The organism is Empedobacter sp. UBA7248 (assembly GCF_002472945.1).
Taxonomy (GTDB): domain Bacteria; phylum Bacteroidota; class Bacteroidia; order Flavobacteriales; family Weeksellaceae; genus Empedobacter; species Empedobacter falsenii_C.
Genome location: NZ_DKSU01000007.1, coordinates 83,670 through 103,932, shown reverse-complemented (window position 1 = coordinate 103,932; position 20,263 = coordinate 83,670). Strand labels below are relative to the sequence as shown.

Genomic DNA, 20,263 nt, shown 5'->3' with positions numbered 1-20,263 from the left:
TCCTATTTTAAATAAATAACTCAATTTTATTGTAACAATTTTTTTATTAAAGAATTATATTGAAAATGTATATTACAATTACTAAAGTTTTTCTCTATAATTTCTCTATTTTTATTTTGTAATTCAGCATCTAAAATCGAGTTCTTAAAAACAATAAAATCCTTATCAAAGTCATAAACACTTATTCCTAATCTAACAAGATAAGAATAAACAGGATTTTTACTTGAAAAATAAATACGAATTCCTAAAAATAACAATGCAATAATATTTCCCATAGCTTGTTGTCTAAAATGATAAAAAATAGCTGTACTACAATTTGATAATAATAACAAATATTCTTCTCGACTTAAAAAATTAACAAGAGGTGTAAATCTATCTCCTAGAAAATTATTACCCAACTTAATTATTAAATCTCTATATTGTATATTATCACCATAATTAAGAGGACAAATAACTTTTCCTTCAAACTCCGTTTGTTTAAGAATATCTATTACTTCTAAATGATTATTTTCATAAGAATTTGAATTTCCTATTAATATGTCTTTAGCCTCATTTTTTATTGATAAGTCAACTAACCCAGCTAAATATTGATCAATAGAAAAATATATAGTTTCAAAAAATTCAATATTATTTGAATTATACTTTGAAAAAATTTCATAATCCTCTTTTATATAAGAACAAAAAAAATTGATTTTTTTATATGCTTCTTTATTTAGAGAATAATAATCTATTGTGTTACTAAAAATCTTATAATATATCTTTCTAAGAAAAAATATATTTTTAATAATGTGCTTAACATTGTAAGTTTTATCAAAATGCTTTATCAGGCTTAATGTTTTTTTTCCATATAAGTTTTTTATAATCTTAGGTGAGTCATAAATATCATACCCCCAAGCAAACCAAGCAACTTTTATACTAGAATCTAGTTCTAATAAAACTTTAGAAAAAACATGATGTAAACTATGAACAATCACAGCATTAATTTCTGAATCTATATTAGATATAACAAACTCTTTTTCATTTAAAATTATAATATTATTATTAAATATTTTTAAATATTTTAGATTGTTCTTATCTCCTAATATGTAAAAAATATTGTAATCTGTTACTTTTTGGAAATTTTCAATAATATTTTCCGTTACTTTTTCATCTAAAATAAAATGAGCTATTTTAGTCATTATTTTTAATTACATCAATAATGTTTTTTATCTGAAGATCACTTAATTCATAAAACATAGGTAATCTAACAAGGCAGTCTGAATAATAATCTGAATTTTTCAATTCTCTACCATCATGCTTATCTTTATAAAATGGACTTTCGTGAAGACTCAAATAATGAAAAACAGCATGAATATTATTATCTTTTAATTTCTTAATAATTTCTTCTCTATGTTCAATTGAATCAAAAATCATGTAAAACATATGTCCATTATTTGTTGCAAAATCTGGAATTATAGGTAACCTTACATTCTTAGATTTAGTCCAATCTTTAAGACCATCAAAATATAAGTTCCATAAATGGATTCTTTTATCTTGAATCATTCTTAAACCTTCAATCTGAGCCCATAAAAATGCTGAAATAATTTCAGAAGGTAAAAATGAAGATCCCATATCTACCCATCCATATTTATCTACTTCTCCTCTAAAAAAGGCAGATCTATTAGTACCTTTTTCCCAAATAATTTCAGCTCTTTCAATAAATCTTTTGTCATTAATCGCTAATAAACCACCTTCTCCTGAAATTATATTTTTGGTCTCATGAAAAGAAAATGCTGATAAATGACCTATACTTCCTAACGCTTTCTTTTCACCATTACTAAAAGTAAAATAACTATCAATTGCTTGTGCAGCATCCTCTACAACAAAAATATTGTATTTATTAGCAATATTCATTATCTTTTCCATATCACAAGCAACTCCTGCATAATGTACAGGTACTATAGCTTTAGTATTCTCAGTAATAAGACCTTCGATTAAATCTTCGTCGATTCCTGGATGGTCTTTTCTACTGTCAGCAAATACAATTTTTGCTCCTCTTAGCACAAATGCATTAGATGTTGATACAAATGTATAAGACGGCATGATAACTTCATCTCCTGGCTTTATATTGACTAAAATAGCAGCCATTTCTAAAGCATCTGTACATGATGTGGTCAATAGTGTTTTTTTAAATCCATAAGTATTTTCAAAAAATTCTTGACACAACTTAGTAAATTTTCCATTTCCTGATAATTTACCTGTATGTACAGCATCGTACATATAATGCGTCTCTTTCCCTGTTAAATAGGGTTTATTAAATGGTATCATAATTCCAAACGTGATATATATATGTTATTGATTCTTCTTTAAAACCGGCTTTTAAATAAAGTTTATTTGCTGGTTCATTATCTAACTGAGTAACAACTTGAATTTTTTTGAAGTTTTTTTGCTTTGCTACTTCAATACTCTTTTTTATTAATTCTAATGCAATCCCTTTACCTCTATAATTACTATCCACTGCAACCAAGCTTATATCAGCTAATTCGTCAGATTTTTTTGCGAGAGTGGTAAATCCCACAATCTTATCTTCAATTTTTTTGACTATTATTTCAAAAGCTAAATCTTTACTAATAGATTTATCTATCCATTCTCTATAAAGCTTTTCATACTCATTATTTTTAAAGTTTTCATCTAATTTAAACCTAGAATATTCTCCGCTTTGTAATGTTAACAATAGTAATTCTTCATACTTATCAATATCTGAATTATAAAATTGCACGTCTAACATCTCGTTTTCAGTTTTTTCAATATTTTCAATCAGATAAACTATTTTTTTATCTATTAATTTAAAATCCAAACTATCATTTTGGCTAAAAACATATACCAAATCAAATGATTTCAATTGATCATTTGGAAATTCTTCAATATTTGAAATATTAATTTTACCTATTTCTTTATTAAAAAATTTGCTGTCCCAATTAATTAATTCAATTTTTGAATTCATCATAATAATATTGTTTTTTTTATAATTTAATTATTTTTTTTATTTACTTGAATATTATATATTAAAAATAATAAGTTATTAGACAATACTAATCAAAAACCTAGTTTTTTAAAATGATATTTATGACCCACAACATTAATTATTAACCCCACAAAAATCTAATACAATTTGATTTTCGTTAAATTGTAATTCTTTAAATTCATTATGTGCAACCAATAGCACAACGATATCTGCCTTGTTAATAGCTTCTTTATAATCTGTTAATTTAAACACTTTATGTTCATGTACATTTGGTTCAACAATATACATATCTGCATCTCCAGAATCTTGTAATACTCGTTCTGCTATATGAATAGCTGGCGATTCACGTAAATCATCAATATTTGGTTTAAAAGCTAATCCCATTATAGCAATCGATGGTTGACGTCCGTTCTTTAATTCAAATTCTAAACGCGCATTTTTTACCTTCTCAGCACACCAAAAAGATTTATAATTGTTCGTTTCACGAGCTTGAGCTATAATTCGAGATTCCATTGGGAAATCAGCTGTAATAAAGTAAGGATCTACAGCAATACAGTGTCCTCCAACACCGCAACCTGGTTGTAAAATATTAACTCGAGGATGTTTATTCGCTAAATGAATTAATTCCCAAACGTTAATACCTGCTTTATCACAAATTAAAGAAAGTTCGTTAGCAAAAGCAATTTGTACATCACGAGAAGAATTTTCTGTTAGTTTACACATTTCTGCAGTTCTTGCATTTGTAGGATGTAACTCACCTTTTACAAATTGACCATAAAATTGTAAAGCTTTTTGAGTCGATTCTTCATTAACTCCTCCAATAACACGGTCGTTATGGACTAATTCGTACATTACGTTTCCTGGTAAAACACGTTCTGGACAATATGCTAAATAGATTTTACCTTCTAATTCTGGGCGTTTAGCAAAAATTAAATCCATCATTTTTTCAGTTGTTCCAACTGGTGATGTAGATTCAATAATATATAAATCCTCTTCTTTCAATAATGGAATAATACCTTCTGTAGCAGCTTGTACATAAGAAATATCTGGTTCATGGTTTCCTTTAAAAGGAGTTGGCACTACAACTAGATAGGTATCAGCTTTAATCGGCTTCACATCTGCTTTTAAATACCCAGCTTTTACAGCTTCTGCAACCGCTTGATCTAAATCTGGTTCCACAATATGTATTTTCCCTGCATTGATTGTATCTACTACATGTTGCGAAATATCAACTCCATGTACAGAAATTTGATTATTCGCAATTAAAGCTGATGTTGGTAACCCAATGTACCCTAAACCTATTGTAACTACTTTTGGTTCCATATATTAGTTTAAATTTTTAATAAAGTTAGCAATTCTTTCGCAAGCTTTTCCATCTCCATAAGGATTATGTAATTCACTCATCGAATTATATCTGTTTTGATTATTTAATAAATCATTTGCTTCTGTAATAATTTTAGTTTTGTCTGTACCAACCAAAATCACAGTTCCAGCTTCTACAGCCTCTGGTCTTTCTGTTGTATCTCGCATTACTAAAACTGGTTTTCCTAATGAAGGAGCTTCTTCTTGTACGCCTCCAGAATCTGTAATAATCATGAAAGATTGAGACATTAACCATACAAAAGCAGGATATGCCAATGGGTCTATTAATTTTATATTATCAATATTAGACAAAATATCATGCACTGGTTTTTGCACATTCGGATTTAAATGTACAGGATAGATTATTTGAACATCTGCATTTTTTTGAGCAATTTCCTTTAATGCTTCGCAAATATTAATAAAACCTTGTCCATGATTTTCTCTACGATGTCCTGTTACTAAAATTAATTTCTTCGATGAATCAACTATTGTTTTCAAATATTCAATTTCATCATTATTAATCGTTTTAACTTTTTCAGAACTATTTAATAATGCATCAATCACCGTATTACCTGTTATGACAATATTCTCAGATTTAATATTTTCTTTAACCAAGTTATCATAAGATTGCTGCGTTGGTGCGAAATGATAATCCGCTAATCTACCTGTTAATTGTCTATTCATTTCTTCAGGAAATGGAGACCATTTATTATGTGTTCTTAATCCTGCTTCGACATGGCAAACTTTTGCTCCTGCATAAAATGCTGCTAATCCCGCAATCGTAGAAGTTGAAGTATCTCCATGAACATACACATAATCAGGTTTAAAATCTTCTAAAACTGGTTTTAACTCTGTAATTATATCAGCTGTCAACGAGTATAAATTTTGATTTGGTTTCATTAAATTCAAATCATAGTCTGGCTTAATCTCAAAAAAGTCCAAAACTTGATCTAACATTTCTCTATGTTGAGCTGTTACACAAACTTTGGCTTCAAACTCTTCATGCTTTATAAATTCCTTTACTAAAGGAGCCATTTTAATAGCTTCAGGTCTAGTGCCAAAAATTATTAAGTGTTTTGTTTTATTCATAATATTATTTACAAACCTTCTTTAAATACTCCCCATAACCACTTTTGCGTAATGGTTCAGCAATCTTATTTAACTGTTCTTTGTTGATGTATCCCATACGATAAGCAACTTCTTCAATTGCTCCAATTTTCATTCCTTGACGTTCTTCAATCACTTGAACAAATTGTCCAGCTTGCATCAACGAATTGATTGTTCCTGTATCTAACCAAGCTGTACCACGGTTGAAAACACCAACTTTCAATTTACCTCTTTTAAGATATTCAGCATTGATATCAGTAATTTCTAACTCTCCACGAGGAGATGGTTTGATATTTTTTGCAATTTCTACCACATCATTGTCATAAAAGTATAATCCAGGAACAGCGTAATTAGATTTTGGTTCAGTAGGCTTTTCTTCAATCGAAACAACCTCATTATTTGAATTAAACTCTACTACACCATATCTTTCTGGATCTGAAACTTGGTAAGCAAAAACTACACCTCCATCTGGATTAGCAGAATCTTGTAATAATTTTGACATACCAGAGGCATAAAAGATGTTATCACCTAATATTAAAGCAACTTTATCATTACCAATAAATTCTTCTCCCAATATAAAAGCTTGTGCTAAACCATCTGGACTTGGTTGTTCTTTATAAGAAAATTTACAACCGATTTGAGATCCATCACCCAATAACTTCTCAAAATGAGGTAAATCGTGAGGTGTAGAAATGATTAATATTTCATTTATCCCCGCCAACATTAAAGTTGATAATGGGTAATAGATCATTGGTTTATCATATACAGGCATTAACTGTTTACTAACTGCTAATGTTAACGGATGTAACCTTGTACCCGATCCTCCAGCTAAAATTATTCCTTTCAATTTATAGTATTTTAGTTTAGTTATTTTGTTTTAAATGTCTGAAACGATTGCGCTTCTTGATCTTTTTCTGAAATAATCATTTTGTCTGAAGGAATTCTCCAATCAATTCCAATTTCTCCATCTAATGGATTTACTCCATCTTCAGAAGCTTTATTATACCCATTGTCACATTTATAGAAAAATGTAGCTGAATCAGAAATAACAGAAAATCCATGTAAAAATCCTCTAGGAATAAACAATTGCTTTTTGTTATCTGCAGATAATTCAACTGCTACTGATTGACCATAAGTTTCAGAACCTGGTCGAACATCAACCGCAACATCTATCACTGCACCCTCTACAACTCGAACCAATTTTGCTTGCGCATGTTCTCCCGCTTGCATATGCAATCCACGCACAACGCCATAAGATGAATTAGACTGATTATCTTGAACAAAAGTTGGTTTGTAACCCAAAATTTCTTCCAATTTATTCTCATTATATGATTCGAAGAAATAACCTCTTGAATCTTCAAAAACTGTAGGTTCTAAAATAAAACAACCTTTTAATTTAGTTTCTGTCGCTTTCATCTTATTAATTATATTGTTTTTCGTAATAATTTTGGTAATCGCCAGACGTTACATTATCTAGCCATTCTTTGTTTGATAAAAACCAATCAATTGTTAGACTCAAACCTTGCTCAAACGTCACACTTGGTTCCCAGCCTAATTCTTCGTTGATTTTTGTTGCATCAATGGCGTAACGTAAATCATGTCCTGGACGATCTTTCACAAATGTGATTAATTGTTCTGAAGTTCCTGCTTCTTTACCTAATTTTTCGTCCATTTGTTTACACAATTCTTTTACTAAATCGATGTTTTTCCATTCGTTGAAACCTCCTACATTGTAAGAACCTCCATTTTTTCCTTCGTGGAAAACTAAATCAATCGCTTTTGCATGATCGATCACAAATAACCAATCACGTGTATATTTCCCATCTCCATAAATTGGAAGTGGATTTCCATTCAAAATATTATGAATACACAACGGAATTAATTTTTCTGGAAAATGATTTGGACCATAATTATTTGAACAATTTGTCATCACAATTGGTAAACCATAGGTATCGTGATATGCTCTTACAAAATGATCCGAAGATGCTTTTGAAGCTGAATAAGGAGAATGCGGATCATAAGACGTTTCTTCTGTAAAAAAACCTTCATCACCTAAAGCGCCAAAAACCTCATCTGTCGAAACATGATGAAAACGTTTTCCTTCAAAATTATCTTTCCAAATTGTTTTTGCAGCATTCAATAAATTAACTGTTCCAATCACATTGGTCATCACAAATTCTAACGGATTTGTAATTGAACGATCTACGTGAGATTCGGCAGCTAAATGAATAACACCATCTGGCTGATGTTTTTCAAAAACCTCTAATATATGTTTTGCGTCAGTAATATCAGCTTTTACGAATTCGTAATTTGATTTACTTTCGATATCTTTCAAATTCTCTAAATTTCCTGCATATGTCAACGCATCAAGATTGATGATTTTCGTTTCAGGATATTTCAAGACAAATTCTCTTACAACATGAGAACCGATAAATCCAGCTCCCCCAGTAATTAAAATAGTTTTCATAGTATTTTATAGTCGTTTATCAACTTCTTCTTTAGGCAAAGCCCCTTTTACATCATAAATCACACCATTTTCATTTAAATAATCATTTAACTGAAGATTTAAAAATTCGTCGTGTGAAACAGTCAAAATAATAGCGTCAAATTTAGATTCTTCGATAAGTTCTGAATGACATTTTATTCCATATTCGTGCATAACATCCGTTGTGTTAGCCCAAGGGTCTAAAGTTGTCACCTCTATTCCATATTCTTCTAATGCATTAATTACATCAATTGCTTTCGAATTACGAATATCAGGGCAATTTTCTTTAAAGGTAATTCCTAAATTTAGAACTTTCGCGCCTTTAACTTTGATATCGTTATGAATTAATAATTTAACAACCTGAGAAGCCACAAACGCTCCCATCGAGTCATTTAATCGTCTAGCTGCTAAAATTAATTCAGAATAATAACCAATTTCTTGTGCTTTTTGAGCCAAATAAAATGGATCAACGCCAATACAATGTCCTCCAACAAGACCTGGTTTAAATGGTAAAAAATTCCATTTTGTTCCAGCAGCTTCTAAAACATCATTTGTATCAATATCCATTAGCGAAAAAATCTTCGATAATTCATTGATAAATGCAATATTGATATCACGCTGCGAATTTTCGATCACTTTTGATGCTTCTGCAACCTTGATTGTAGGTGCTAAATGAGTCCCAGCAACAATTACTGATTTATATAAATCATCAACTATTTTTCCAATTTCTGGAGTTGAACCTGATGTTACTTTTAAAATTTTCTCAACCGTATGTTTTTTATCTCCTGGATTAATTCTTTCTGGCGAATATCCCGCATAAAAATCTTGGTTAAACTTCAATCCCGAAAATTGTTCCAATACTGGAATACATTCTTCTTCTGTAACACCTGGATAAACCGTTGATTCGTAAATAACAATATCATTTGGTTTTAAAACTTTACCTACCGTTTCCGAAGACTTTTTAAGCGGTGTTAAATCAGGTCGATTATTCTTATCTACAGGAGTTGGAACGGTTACAATAAAAATTGTAGCATCTCTAATATCTTCTATATTCGAAGAGCAAAACAACCCGTTTTGAGATTCTTCGACAAGGTCAGAATGTGAATTAAAAGGGTTTTGTTTAACTAAAACATTTTGTAGAACATTATTTTCAACTTCTAAAGTTGAATCAATTCCACTATTTAATTCTGCAATACGTTTTTGATTGATATCAAACCCAACAACAGGGTATTTTGTTGCAAATAATCGAGCCAAAGGTAAACCTACGTAACCTAAACCGATAACTGCTATTTTATGTTGTTGATTCATTTATTATAATATTTTCTGTACCATTGTACAAAGTTATACACTCCTTTGTCAACAGGATAATTAGGATTATAACCAAATTTATCTTTCAAATCTTGGACATCCGCCCATGTTTGATTGACATCTCCTGCTTGCATCGGATACATTTCTAAAATAGCTTTTTCACCTGTCGAATGTTCGACTTCTTTGATAAAATCCATTAATTGAACAGGTTTACTATTCCCAATATTGTATAATTGGTATTTTTCGTTTGTATTTTTATCTTCAAGAATTTTGTCAATTCCTTGAATAATATCATCAATATATGTGAAATCGCGTGATAAATCGCCGTGATTAAAAACTTTTAAAGGTTGATGATTCAATATAGCATCTGTAAACAAAAACATTGCCATATCTGGTCGTCCCCAAGGTCCATAAACAGTGAAAAAGCGCAAACCTATCGTTTGGAAATCGTACAAATGGCTATACGCATGCGCCATTAGCTCGTTTGCTTTTTTGGTTGCAGCGTATAAACTAATAGGATGATCAACATTTTGATTTGTTGAAAAAGGAACATCTGAAGAGTTTCCGTAAATACTTGAACTACTTGCGTACAATAATTTTTTGACGTTATAATTTCGGCAACTTTCTAAAATATTTAGAAAACCAACCAAATTACTTTGTCCATAGGCATCAGGATTTTCGATACTATAACGAACACCAGCCTGAGCTGCCATATTAACAACCGCATCAAACGAATATTCTTTAAAAATTTGAGCTAATGACTCTTTGTCTTCTAAATTCATTCGATAGAAAATCATCTTTTCTTCATGTTTAGAAGAAAGAACTTTCTGATCAAAATTTGAAGCAAATTCTTGATTGATTCCTAATTCTTTTAATCGATCATATTTTAACTGAACAGTGTAATAATCGTTAATATTATCAATTCCAACAACTTTGATATTTTTTTCGATTAATTTTTCAGCTAAATGGTAACCTATAAAACCAGCTACACCAGTTATTAATACTGTTTTCATTATTTCTCCTTTTCAGAAGTCGCAACTACTTTTCTTAATCCAGAACTAGAGAAGCGATGTGTACGCTTGTTGTAGTAAATTTGAATATTATTATCTAAACAATATTGTTTTCCCGTAAAGTCGATATTTCGATATTCTTCTCCAATAACTCTAACATTTATTGGTAAAGCACTTAACATATCAAACAAATCTTGTTCGGTTTCGTAGGGAATGATTTCGTCGACATATCGACAACCTTCTAATTGAATATAACGCTCTACGATGGATTGCGTAGGACTATTTTTTGAAGGATCTACACTTGCAGGATCTGTATTAAGCCCTACAATTAAGTAGTCGCATTGTCTTTTGGCTTCTTCGAGCATCATCACATGACCTGCATGAAGAAGGTCAAATATACCGAATGTAATTCCCGTTGTCATTTTATAATAATATTGTTGGAACGACAAATTTAAGGATTTATATTGAATTAATTTTAAGCTTTTATGACATAAAAAAAGCACTCAAATCGAGTGCTAAGTATTTAAATTAATTCAGAATTTCTTTTTTCTAAATGCGTGTAAACATTCTTTACTTCCTGCGAATATTCTTTTTGTAGAATTAAATTCGCTGTTGGGGTATTCACAAAAATGGTATTTTGCAAACCAACAAAAGAAGTATAAACATCTGTTCCAATCACCATGTTTCCATTACGATCGACATAATGTCCGTTCATCACAAAATAATCATACAAGGATTCGAAAGAACCTAAATCATTCCAAACAAATTTTGCTGGAACTACTTTTATCTTCTTGCTTCGTTCCATTACGGCGTAATCGATACTATTTGATGGAATATTCATTGAAAGTTCTTCGTTCAATTCTCCGTTAATATTTTCAGACCAAGCAATTTTTGAAGCTTCGTAAATATCTTTCTCAAATTTCTTTAATTCTTTCAATAAAACTCTCGCTTTGAAACAAAACATTCCACTATTCCACAAAAAGTTTCCTTGCTCGATAAAATCTTGCGCAGTAATATGATTTGGTTTTTCACGGAAAGAAAGTACATTATCTCCTTTGTGCTCAATATATCCATAACCCGTTTCTGGACGAGTCGGATGAACACCAAATGTTACGATATAATCTTTTTCGGCTAACGCAATCGCTTTTTTCATTGCAACTTGATAAGCTTCCATATCTTCAATCAAATGATCAGATGGTGTAACAATTAGAATATCATCATCCTCAACTGCTAAAGCTGCAAATGCAATTGCCGCTGCTGTATTACGTGGAACAGCTTCTACAATTTTTGTGTATTCAACATCAAGTTTATCTAAAGCTTCTTGACTTAAATGGTCATTATCTTTATTCCCAATCACAATTAATTTATCGGCAATTGGACGATTACGTTGAATCGTTAACTCAAATAATGATTGCTCATTAAACAAAGGTAAATATTGTTTTGGATGACTTTTACGAGAAAGTGGCCATAAACGACTTCCTACTCCTCCAGATAATATCACGTTATAAATACACATAAATTCTTCAAATTCGAACTTGTAAAGTTATTAAAAACTACTATATCATAGCATTCTATTATGATTTTTCTTTTAAACACAAAAAAAGCGTTCAAAATTGAACGCTTTAAAGTATTATTATTGATTTTATTAAATCATCGAAATACGTAATGTATTTGTAATTCCTTTCTCAAATGCTGGCATTGCATTAAGATTGATGATATAATCACCATATTCTACATAACCTGCATTTTTCGCTAAGATATTTACTTCAGTTACCGTTTGATCTGTAGAAGTATCGCGAGGATCATAATTAATTGCTTTTACTCCCCATAACAAATTCAACATACGGTTAATACGTTTACTTGGATTGAAAACCAAAATAAATGAATTTGGACGATGAGAAGAAATTTGGAAAGCTGTATAACCAGAATACGTTAAAGTTGCAATTGCTTTCGCTCCTGTGTCTTCTGCCATTCTAGCTGCATTATAACAAACCATATCAGTTACGAAACGTTCGTTTTTGATCTTTGGTTTGTGTTCTGGTACATGTACGTGATCATCATCTTCAACTGTTTGAAGAATCTTCGTCATTTTCTCGATAACTTGTACAGGATATTGTCCTACAGAAGTTTCTCCAGATAACATTACCGCATCCGCACCATCAAAAACTGCATTTGCAACGTCAGAAACTTCAGCACGAGTTGGTGTCAAACTAGAAATCATTGTTTCCATCATTTGCGTTGCAACAATAACTGGCTTACGTGCTAATTTCGCTTTGTCAATTAATTGTTTTTGCGCTTTAGGAACGATTTCAAACGGAACCTCAACTCCTAAATCTCCACGAGCAACCATTAATCCATCAGAAAATTCTAAAATATCATCGATATTTTCTAATGCTTCAGGTTTTTCGATTTTAGAGATAATTGGAATTTTTAATGTTCCATTTTCTTTGATAAATTCTGATAAATCTTTTACATCTTGTCCAGAACGAACGAAAGATAATGCAAACCAATCTACACGATTTTCAATTGCGAATTTTGCATCTTCTTTATCTTTTTCTGTTAAAGCTGGTAAAGAAATATTTGTATTTGGTAAGTTAACTCCTTTTTTAGAACGCAATGGACCTCCTTGAATCGTTTCTGCTTTTACAGTATCCGTTCCGTTTGTCTCGATTACTTTGAAGATTAATTTTCCGTCATCAATCAAAATATTTTCTCCCACTTGCACGTCTTGCGCAAACTTTTTGTACGTCATAAAAACTTTTTCTTTCGTTCCTACAACATCCTCGTTTGTGAAAGTTAAAATATCTCCTGGATTGATGATAAAATCTTCGTGTTCCATTTTTCCAATACGCAACTTAGGACCTTGTAAATCCGCTAAAATTGCTGTATTGTAGCCATGATCGTTATTTAATTGATGAATTGTTTCAATCTTACGTTTCACATCCGCATAATCTGCGTGCGAAAAGTTGATACGGAACACATCTGTCCCTTTTCTCATCATTTCTAATAAAATCTCTGGACTTTCTGTTGCCGGACCTAAAGTCGCGACAATTTTTGTCTTTTTAAGATATTGTCTATCGTAAATCATAATTTTTCCCTTTTTTTATGCACAATATTTTGTTAGAAAACCAATTGATCTGCATTGCTAATCAAATCGATATCTATTTTTTTGATCGTTTTTATAAAATCTTTTTCTACAAATGGTAGTTGAAGATATTGTAGTTCATCTTCCCAACCAGAGATTTTTACTACATAGTTGCAATCCTTGTAATTTGGCACAAGAATAACACTCTCTTTGAAAAGATTTGATAAATCTACTTCATTTTTTTTAAAATCGGATTGATTTGGCGTATTTTTAATGATATGATAATCTATTTTATTTGCTTCATCTAACCATTGATAGGTTTCGAAAAAATAAGTATGCTCATCTAACCGAATATCCAAATCGTGAATACGCTCAAAACGCGTATCAAAAGTAGAGTTGAGATGGAAAATAAATTGTGTAGAAGTGTTAAAACTAGAATTTACGCCTATGAGATGAAAATCTATCCAATCATCATATAAGAGTAATTCTGCCATGTTTCTAAACTTTTTCTATTTTCTTTTGTAGCGAATAATAGGCGCGTTTTGCTGCACTTTCTTCCGCTTTCTTTTTAGAAGTTCCTCTCCCTTTCGAGATGACTTTATCATTGAGACGGATAACTGATACAAAAACCTGCAAATCTTCTGCGTTTTGCTCCTCAAATGTATTGAATCTTATCGTATTTCTCGTTTTTTGACTCCATTCCAAAATCAACGATTTGTGACTTGTAATCGTGTGTTCCAAACGATCTAAATCCGCATAAGGGTCAATAATTTTGACTTGAATAAATTTTTGTACAGCATCTATGCCTCCATCAACATAAATTGCACCTACCAAAGCTTCCAACATATCACCATTTACGTCTTCACCTAAATTGTTGTGATTATTCATTGGATCCAAATAATCCAACAAGCCAAGTTGTTTCGAAACGGCATTCAATTGTTTACGCGAAACAATTTTAGAACGCATTTTTGTTAAATAACCTTCTTGTTGATCTGGCGCTTTGTAGTATAAGTGCATTGCTGCAGAAGCACCAAGTAATGCATCTCCTAAAAACTCTAATCTTTCAAAGTTTATACTGTTTCCGTTTTCATCTTTTTTCTGTGCAGATCTGTGGGTAAATGCTTCTTTAAAAACCTCAACATTGCGAGGAGTATAACCCAAAATCGACTTCAAAAATTTCAAAAAAGGATCAGATGAATTTGAATCATCACGATGATTTTTAAAAGAAAATAATTTTTTTAAGAAAGACATTACTTATACTTCTTAAATATCACACAAGCATTGTGACCACCGAAACCAAAAGTATTACTCAATGCATAATCTACATTTTTCTCTTTTGCTTTGTTAAATGTATAATCGATTTTCGGATCAAGATTTTCATCATCCGTAAAATGATTAATTGTTGGTGGAACGATACTGTTATTGATTGCTCCAATAGCCGAAATCGCTTCAATAATCCCTGCACCACCTAATAAGTGTCCAGTCATAGATTTTGTTGAATTGATTTGAATATTATAAGCATGTTCTCCAAATAATTTTTGAATAGCTTTAGATTCTGCAATATCTCCTAATCCAGTCGATGTACCATGCATATTAATATGATCTACATCTTCTACACTGATATTTGCGTCTAATAAAGCCTCTCTCATCACATTAAGTGCGCCTAATCCTTCTGGATGTGGTGCTGTAATATGGTGAGCATCTGCTGTCATTCCTGTCCCTACTAATTCTGCATAAATTGTAGCTCCACGTGCAATTGCATGTTCGTATTCTTCTAAAATAATACTTCCAGCTCCTTCTCCCATTACAAAACCGTCGCGGTCTTTGTCGAATGGACGAGAAGCAGTTTGTGGATCATCATTTCGTGTAGATAACGCATGTAATGCATTGAAACCTCCAATACTTGCAGCTGTAATCGCAGCTTCTGACCCTCCTGCAACAATTGCATCAGCTTTTCCAAGTCTTAATAACATGTAAGCATCAATAATTGCGTTTGTAGAAGAGGCACATGCCGAAACAGTTGTATAATTAGGTCCCATAAGACCAAATTCCATTGAAATATGACCAGGCGTGATATCTGCAATCATCTTAGGGATAAAGAAAGGATTGAAACGTGGTGTTCCATTTCCTGTTGCGTAATTAGAAACTTCTTCTTCAAAAGTTTTAATTCCACCGATACCAGATCCCCATATAACGCCGATACGCTCTTTGTTTACATTTGCATCTTCTAAGATTCCACTGTGTTTTATTGCCTCTCTAGCTGCAATAATTCCCAATTGGGCACAACGGTCAATTTTTCTTGCCTCTTTACGATCAAAATGATCTTCAATATTGAAGTTCTTGATCTCACAAGCAAATTGTGTCTTAAAAAGAGTTGCGTCAAAAAGCGTAATAGGCGCAGCGCCACTTACACCATTCACTAATCCATTCCAATATTCTTGGTATGTATTTCCGATTGGTGTTAGCGCGCCTAAACCTGTTACTACTACTCTTTTTAATTCCATAAAATAGGAACTATTACTTGTTTAAGTCTTCGATGTATGTTACAGCTTGACCTACAGTAGAAATTTTTTCTGCTTGATCGTCTGGAATTTGGATATCAAATTCTTTTTCGAATTCCATGATTAATTCTACTGTGTCTAATGAATCAGCTCCTAAATCGTTAGTGAAACTTGCTTCTAGCGTAACTTCGCTTTCGTCAACTCCTAATTTATCTACGATAATTGCTTTCACTCTTGATGTAATGTCAGACATAATTTTCTAATTTTAATTGTTGTAAACTAGTGCAAAAATATAAAACTTATATTAAATACAAGCTTTTTTTTATATGCACGCATAAGAACTTGCAAATATATGGTGAATAAATATTCACGAAAACGTTTAAGTGAATGACATAAGTCAAATTTTTCACGCTTCTTTTTATTGTAACTTTGTGCAAAGTTTTTACCTTTAATATTTTAAAATACTATAAAAATCACAAAAATGAGCATAGAATTGGCATCTTACGGAATAAAAAATTCCAAAATTAACTATCAATTATCTCCTCAAGAGCTTACGGAGAAAATGGTAGAGCTAGGACAAGGAGAAATTACATCTTCTGGAGCAGTAAATATGTTAACAGGAGAATTTACAGGACGTTCTCCTAAAGATCGTTTTATTGTAAAAGATGATATTACTGCAGAAAACGTTTGGTGGGATGGAAACATTAATATTCCTTTCGATTCTGATAAATTTGACGCTTTGTATGATAAAGTTGTTGAGCATTTAAGCAACCGCGAAATTTATGTACGTGATGCTTTTGCTTGTGCTGATGATTCTTACAAAACAAAAATTAGAGCAATTACAGAAACTCCTGCTGCTAATTTATTTATCTATAACATGTTTATTCGTCCAACAGAAGAAGAATTAAAAAACTTTGGTGATTCTGAATGGACAATTATCAATGCGCCAACTTTTGTTGCAGACGCTAATGAAGATGGTACAAGACAACACAATTTCTCTATCTTAAATTTTAAACGTAAAATCGTTTTAAACGGAGGAACTGGTTATACAGGAGAAATGAAAAAGGGTATTTTCTCTGCCTTAAACTTCATCATGCCAGTATTCAGAAATACTTTACCAATGCACTGTTCTGCTAACTCAGGTGAAAATGGAGATACAGCAATGTTCTTTGGTTTATCTGGAACAGGAAAAACAACTTTATCAGCAGACAAAAACAGACGTTTGATTGGTGATGACGAACACGGATGGACAGAAGACAATACGGTTTTCAATTTTGAAGGTGGTTGTTACGCAAAAGTTATCAACTTATCTCCAGAAGGTGAGCCAGAAATTTTTGCAGCAATCAAAGACGGAGCTTTATTAGAAAACTGTAAATTAATTCCAGGAACTAACGAGGTTGATTTTACAGATACATCTATCACAGAAAACACACGTGTTTCTTATCCAATTGATTATATCGAAAATATTGCAGTTCCTTCTGTAGGAAAGAATCCTAAAAATATTTTCTTCTTATCGTTTGATGCTTACGGAGTTTTCCCTCCAATTGCAAAATTAAACCCAGATCAAGCGGCTTACTTATTTATCTCAGGATATACATCTAAAGTTGCTGGTACAGAAGCTGGTGTTACAGAGCCTCAAACTACATTTTCTACATGTTTTGGTGCGCCATTCATGCCGTTACATCCAACTAAATATGCTGAAATGTTGAGCGATAAAGTTGAGAAAACTGGTGTAAATGTTTGGTTAATCAATACAGGTTGGAATGGTAAAAAAGAGCGTATGTCTTTAAAAGATACACGTGCGGTTATCAATGCAGCTTTAAACGGAGATTTGAACAATACAGAATTCAAAAAAGATCCTTATTTCGGATTTGAAGTTCCAGTTGCAATCGAAGGTGTTGCTTCAGAAAAATTAAGTCCAGCGACTTCTTTTGATTCTACAGCAGCATACGAAGCAAATGCGAAAGAATTAGCAGATAAATTCAAAGCGAACTTCAAGAAATTCGAAGAATTTGCAACTGCTGATTTATTAGCTGGTGGACCAACAATTTAAGATTAAAACTGAGATTAAGATTGAGGTTAAGTTTTTAACTCATTTTGAAAATCAGAAATAAATACAAAACCGAGCAATTTGCTCGGTTTTTTTATGTTTTTAAATTTTGGAATAAATCATCACATAGATACATAGAAATACATTTCTATTTGATATAAAATAAGTAGTTTACTCATCGTTTTTCATCTTTGATGAAAATTACATTTTCAAGTAAAAATCCCTTGTCAACTTAATATAATCTTCTGTGTATTGATGACGATCGACTTCAATGATTAATTCTTTTTCTTGTATATCTTTTTCATAAAAACTAAATTCTAACAACACACGTTTTGTTACTGTTGTCGAATTCCCTTTGATATAAACAACTCTAGATAGTTTTAAAGCGTTTTGAGCCGCTATCATACAAAAACCATCCATTTGGTCGTATGGAATTATAAAACTCGCTAATCCGTCTTTATGTAGTAATTCAGCAGTTTTTTTTATTAATTCTTCGAAAGTCAACGTTTCTTGCTGGCGTGCTTGTTTACGCGCATCAAAATCAACCGTATCATTCACCACAAAAAAAGGTGGATTACTGACAATCAAATCATATTTTTTATTGGTTGAATAATCTTGAAGCGATGAATTAAAAATGGTTAATCGATCTGAAAAAGGTGCATTCTCGAAATTCTCTTTTGCTTGTAAAAAAGCATCGTTATCAATTTCTATTGCATCAATCATAGAAAGAGGAAAACGTTGCGCTAACATCAACGAAATTAATCCAGTTCCTGTACCAATATCTAAAATAGTATTTCCACTTTTTAAATCAGCCCAAGCACCAAGTAAAACACCATCTGTGCCTACTTTCATTGCGGTTTTGTCTTGAAAAATTTCGAATTGTTTGAATCGAAAAGGTTTTCTATTCATTGTAAGGAATCAAAATATAGAATGTTGTACCAACAGAAATTTCGGTTTCGAAACGAATTGTTCCGTCATAATCGTCAATAATTTTTTTGACCATTGGCAAACCAATTCCCATTCCACTATTCTTTGTTGTAAACTTTGGAACAAAAATAGAATCTTGCGATTCTACAGGAATTCCATCCCCATTATCTTGAATGGTTATATGTAAAAAACCTCCTACTAAAAACACATCTACTTTAACTTTCGCAATACGAGATTGTGGAATAGATTGAAACGCATTTTTTGTAATATTTGTAATAATTCGATTCAAATATTGTTTATCAAAACGCATCATGATGATGTTTGGAGAATAATTAAATTCGATGAACTCCATTGGAAAAACATAAAGCGTATTTTTTATGACATCAACCACATCGATTTTTTCATCTTTACGAGAAGGCATTTTAGCAAAATCTGAAAAAGCTTCGGCAATCGCAGAAATGGTATCAATTTGTTGCAATAAAATATTACCAGTTCTCATTGTTTTTTCTTCTAGATTTGGATCATTTGCATCAAATTTTCGCATATAATTCTGAATCATTAATCGCATTGGTGTTAATGGATTCTTGACTTCATGCGCAACTTGTCTCGCAAAATCTCGCCATGCTTCTTCACGCTCTTGCTTAGCTAATAAATCTGATTGTTCCCGCAATCGGTTCAACATATCATTATAAGAATCTACCAGAACCTTTATTTCATCGTTACCATCATAACGAATAGGCATATTGTTTACAATAACTTCTGTTTCTCGAATACGATCTGCAAATGACCAAAGTTTATTCAGGGTACGTTTTGTAACAAAATAAACCGCCAAGGTTCCAAACAAAAGAATAACTCCAAAAGCTAATCCATAACTACCAATTAAGGTAAACATGTCTTGCTGTAAAAAATCTTGGTTAGATTGATAAGGTAGACAGAGAACAGCAATGTTTTCGTTGTAATAATTTTTGATATTACTATAAGACGAATAAACATTGTTATCGTCGGCTGTATCTTTATTCGTTACAATAAAATCATTTGACTTTTGTAGTTTGTCTAATATTTTTTGAGGCAAAACATTGTAAGTCGTTGAAACTGGTTGTGTAGTTAAAATTTTATTACCACGTAAATCATAAATTACAATATCGGTTTTATTGATATCACCGATGCGAAGAAAACCATCTTCTAAAATCGCATGAATATTATCTTTGGTTGCAATTCCAGGATAATTATCCATTTCGTAATCTATCGCAGACTCTACCGCTCTAACTTTTCGTTTGAGAATATCTTCGTGATATTGTTTAGTTTGTTCATTGAAATGATTGGCAGTAATCAGCAAGATAGCACCTGCTGTAAATAACAAAATCGTTACCATATAAATGATAATACGAACGGGTAGCGATAGGTTATTTTTTTTTCTAATCATT

Annotated in this window: 20 protein-coding genes; 1 reads left to right on the top strand and 19 read right to left on the bottom strand. The window is 31.5% G+C overall.

The window, feature by feature from the left end; translation table 11 throughout:
• Positions 1 to 26 precede the first annotated feature (26 nt).
• The 17 genes from B4A23_RS06140 to B4A23_RS06060 form a co-directional block, all read right to left on the bottom strand.
• A complete protein-coding gene (locus tag B4A23_RS06140) occupies positions 27 to 1,178 on the bottom strand; it encodes a TDP-N-acetylfucosamine:lipid II N-acetylfucosaminyltransferase (RefSeq protein ID WP_291118097.1) in 1,152 nt (383 codons plus the stop codon).
• Positions 1,171 to 2,307, bottom strand: coding sequence for a dTDP-4-amino-4,6-dideoxygalactose transaminase (rffA, locus tag B4A23_RS06135; RefSeq protein WP_291118094.1), 1,137 nt, complete (start codon positions 2,305 to 2,307; stop codon positions 1,171 to 1,173). Before rffA ends, B4A23_RS06140 begins: the two co-directional genes overlap by 8 nt.
• Positions 2,294 to 2,986: a GNAT family N-acetyltransferase gene (locus B4A23_RS06130; RefSeq protein WP_291118091.1), complete on the bottom strand. Its 693-nt coding sequence runs from the start codon at positions 2,984 to 2,986 to the stop codon at positions 2,294 to 2,296. The genes rffA and B4A23_RS06130 overlap by 14 nt, the downstream gene beginning before the upstream one ends.
• Before the next feature lie 132 nt (positions 2,987 to 3,118).
• A complete protein-coding gene (wecC, locus tag B4A23_RS06125; RefSeq protein WP_291118088.1) occupies positions 3,119 to 4,327 on the bottom strand; it encodes a UDP-N-acetyl-D-mannosamine dehydrogenase in 1,209 nt (402 codons plus the stop codon).
• Positions 4,328 to 4,330: 3 nt separating this feature from the next.
• On the bottom strand, positions 4,331 to 5,455 hold the full coding sequence (gene wecB, locus B4A23_RS06120; RefSeq protein ID WP_291118085.1) for a non-hydrolyzing UDP-N-acetylglucosamine 2-epimerase: 1,125 nt from the start codon (positions 5,453 to 5,455) through the stop codon (positions 4,331 to 4,333).
• 4 nt (positions 5,456 to 5,459) lie between these two features.
• The gene (gene rfbA, locus B4A23_RS06115) at positions 5,460 to 6,320 is read right to left on the bottom strand and encodes a glucose-1-phosphate thymidylyltransferase RfbA (protein WP_291118083.1); all 861 of its coding nucleotides are present in this window, start codon (positions 6,318 to 6,320) and stop codon (positions 5,460 to 5,462) included.
• A gap of 20 nt (positions 6,321 to 6,340) precedes the next feature.
• Positions 6,341 to 6,889, bottom strand: a complete 549-nt coding sequence (gene rfbC / locus B4A23_RS06110) for a dTDP-4-dehydrorhamnose 3,5-epimerase (RefSeq protein WP_291118080.1) — start codon at positions 6,887 to 6,889, stop codon at positions 6,341 to 6,343.
• Positions 6,890 to 6,893: 4 nt separating this feature from the next.
• On the bottom strand, positions 6,894 to 7,940 hold the full coding sequence (gene rfbB / locus B4A23_RS06105) for a dTDP-glucose 4,6-dehydratase (RefSeq protein WP_291118077.1): 1,047 nt from the start codon (positions 7,938 to 7,940) through the stop codon (positions 6,894 to 6,896).
• A 6-nt stretch (positions 7,941 to 7,946) separates the two neighbouring features.
• Entirely contained in the window at positions 7,947 to 9,266 is a 1,320-nt protein-coding gene (locus B4A23_RS06100; RefSeq protein ID WP_291118074.1) for a nucleotide sugar dehydrogenase, read from the bottom strand.
• Positions 9,263 to 10,279 carry an NAD-dependent epimerase/dehydratase family protein gene (locus B4A23_RS06095; RefSeq protein WP_291118071.1) on the bottom strand — a complete coding sequence of 339 codons (1,017 nt, stop codon included), beginning with the start codon at positions 10,277 to 10,279 and terminating at the stop codon, positions 9,263 to 9,265. Before B4A23_RS06095 ends, B4A23_RS06100 begins: the two co-directional genes overlap by 4 nt.
• Entirely contained in the window at positions 10,279 to 10,698 is a 420-nt protein-coding gene (locus tag B4A23_RS06090) for an adenylyltransferase/cytidyltransferase family protein (RefSeq protein ID WP_114998507.1), read from the bottom strand. The genes B4A23_RS06095 and B4A23_RS06090 overlap by 1 nt, the downstream gene beginning before the upstream one ends.
• A 101-nt stretch (positions 10,699 to 10,799) precedes the next feature.
• Positions 10,800 to 11,792 (bottom strand): mannose-1-phosphate guanylyltransferase, encoded by a 993-nt coding sequence (locus B4A23_RS06085; RefSeq protein WP_291118068.1) that lies wholly within the window; start codon positions 11,790 to 11,792, stop codon positions 10,800 to 10,802.
• 129 nt (positions 11,793 to 11,921) lie between these two features.
• Positions 11,922 to 13,364, bottom strand: a complete 1,443-nt coding sequence (gene pyk, locus B4A23_RS06080; RefSeq protein WP_280062260.1) for a pyruvate kinase — start codon at positions 13,362 to 13,364, stop codon at positions 11,922 to 11,924.
• Positions 13,365 to 13,396: 32 nt separating this feature from the next.
• Positions 13,397 to 13,855 carry an IPExxxVDY family protein gene (locus B4A23_RS06075; protein WP_280045920.1) on the bottom strand — a complete coding sequence of 153 codons (459 nt, stop codon included), beginning with the start codon at positions 13,853 to 13,855 and terminating at the stop codon, positions 13,397 to 13,399.
• 4 nt (positions 13,856 to 13,859) lie between these two features.
• A complete protein-coding gene (rnc, locus tag B4A23_RS06070) occupies positions 13,860 to 14,612 on the bottom strand; it encodes a ribonuclease III (RefSeq protein ID WP_038336000.1) in 753 nt (250 codons plus the stop codon).
• Positions 14,612 to 15,865, bottom strand: coding sequence for a beta-ketoacyl-ACP synthase II (fabF, locus tag B4A23_RS06065; protein WP_125349147.1), 1,254 nt, complete (start codon positions 15,863 to 15,865; stop codon positions 14,612 to 14,614). The genes rnc and fabF overlap by 1 nt, the downstream gene beginning before the upstream one ends.
• Positions 15,866 to 15,878: 13 nt before the next feature.
• Positions 15,879 to 16,115 (bottom strand): acyl carrier protein, encoded by a 237-nt coding sequence (locus B4A23_RS06060; RefSeq protein WP_038336002.1) that lies wholly within the window; start codon positions 16,113 to 16,115, stop codon positions 15,879 to 15,881.
• Between the two features lie 228 nt (positions 16,116 to 16,343).
• Between B4A23_RS06060 and pckA the strand changes: the two genes are divergently transcribed.
• Positions 16,344 to 17,915 carry a phosphoenolpyruvate carboxykinase (ATP) gene (pckA, locus tag B4A23_RS06055; protein WP_286502052.1) on the top strand — a complete coding sequence of 524 codons (1,572 nt, stop codon included), beginning with the start codon at positions 16,344 to 16,346 and terminating at the stop codon, positions 17,913 to 17,915.
• Positions 17,916 to 18,113: 198 nt separating this feature from the next.
• Here pckA and B4A23_RS06050 read toward each other — a convergent pair whose 3' ends face one another.
• Together B4A23_RS06050 and B4A23_RS06045 are read right to left on the bottom strand one after the other, a co-directional pair.
• The gene (locus B4A23_RS06050; protein WP_291118062.1) at positions 18,114 to 18,821 is read right to left on the bottom strand and encodes a tRNA1(Val) (adenine(37)-N6)-methyltransferase; all 708 of its coding nucleotides are present in this window, start codon (positions 18,819 to 18,821) and stop codon (positions 18,114 to 18,116) included.
• On the bottom strand, positions 18,814 to 20,262 hold the full coding sequence (locus B4A23_RS06045; protein WP_286486649.1) for a sensor histidine kinase: 1,449 nt from the start codon (positions 20,260 to 20,262) through the stop codon (positions 18,814 to 18,816). Before B4A23_RS06045 ends, B4A23_RS06050 begins: the two co-directional genes overlap by 8 nt.
• Between the last annotated feature and the right edge of the window lies 1 nt (position 20,263).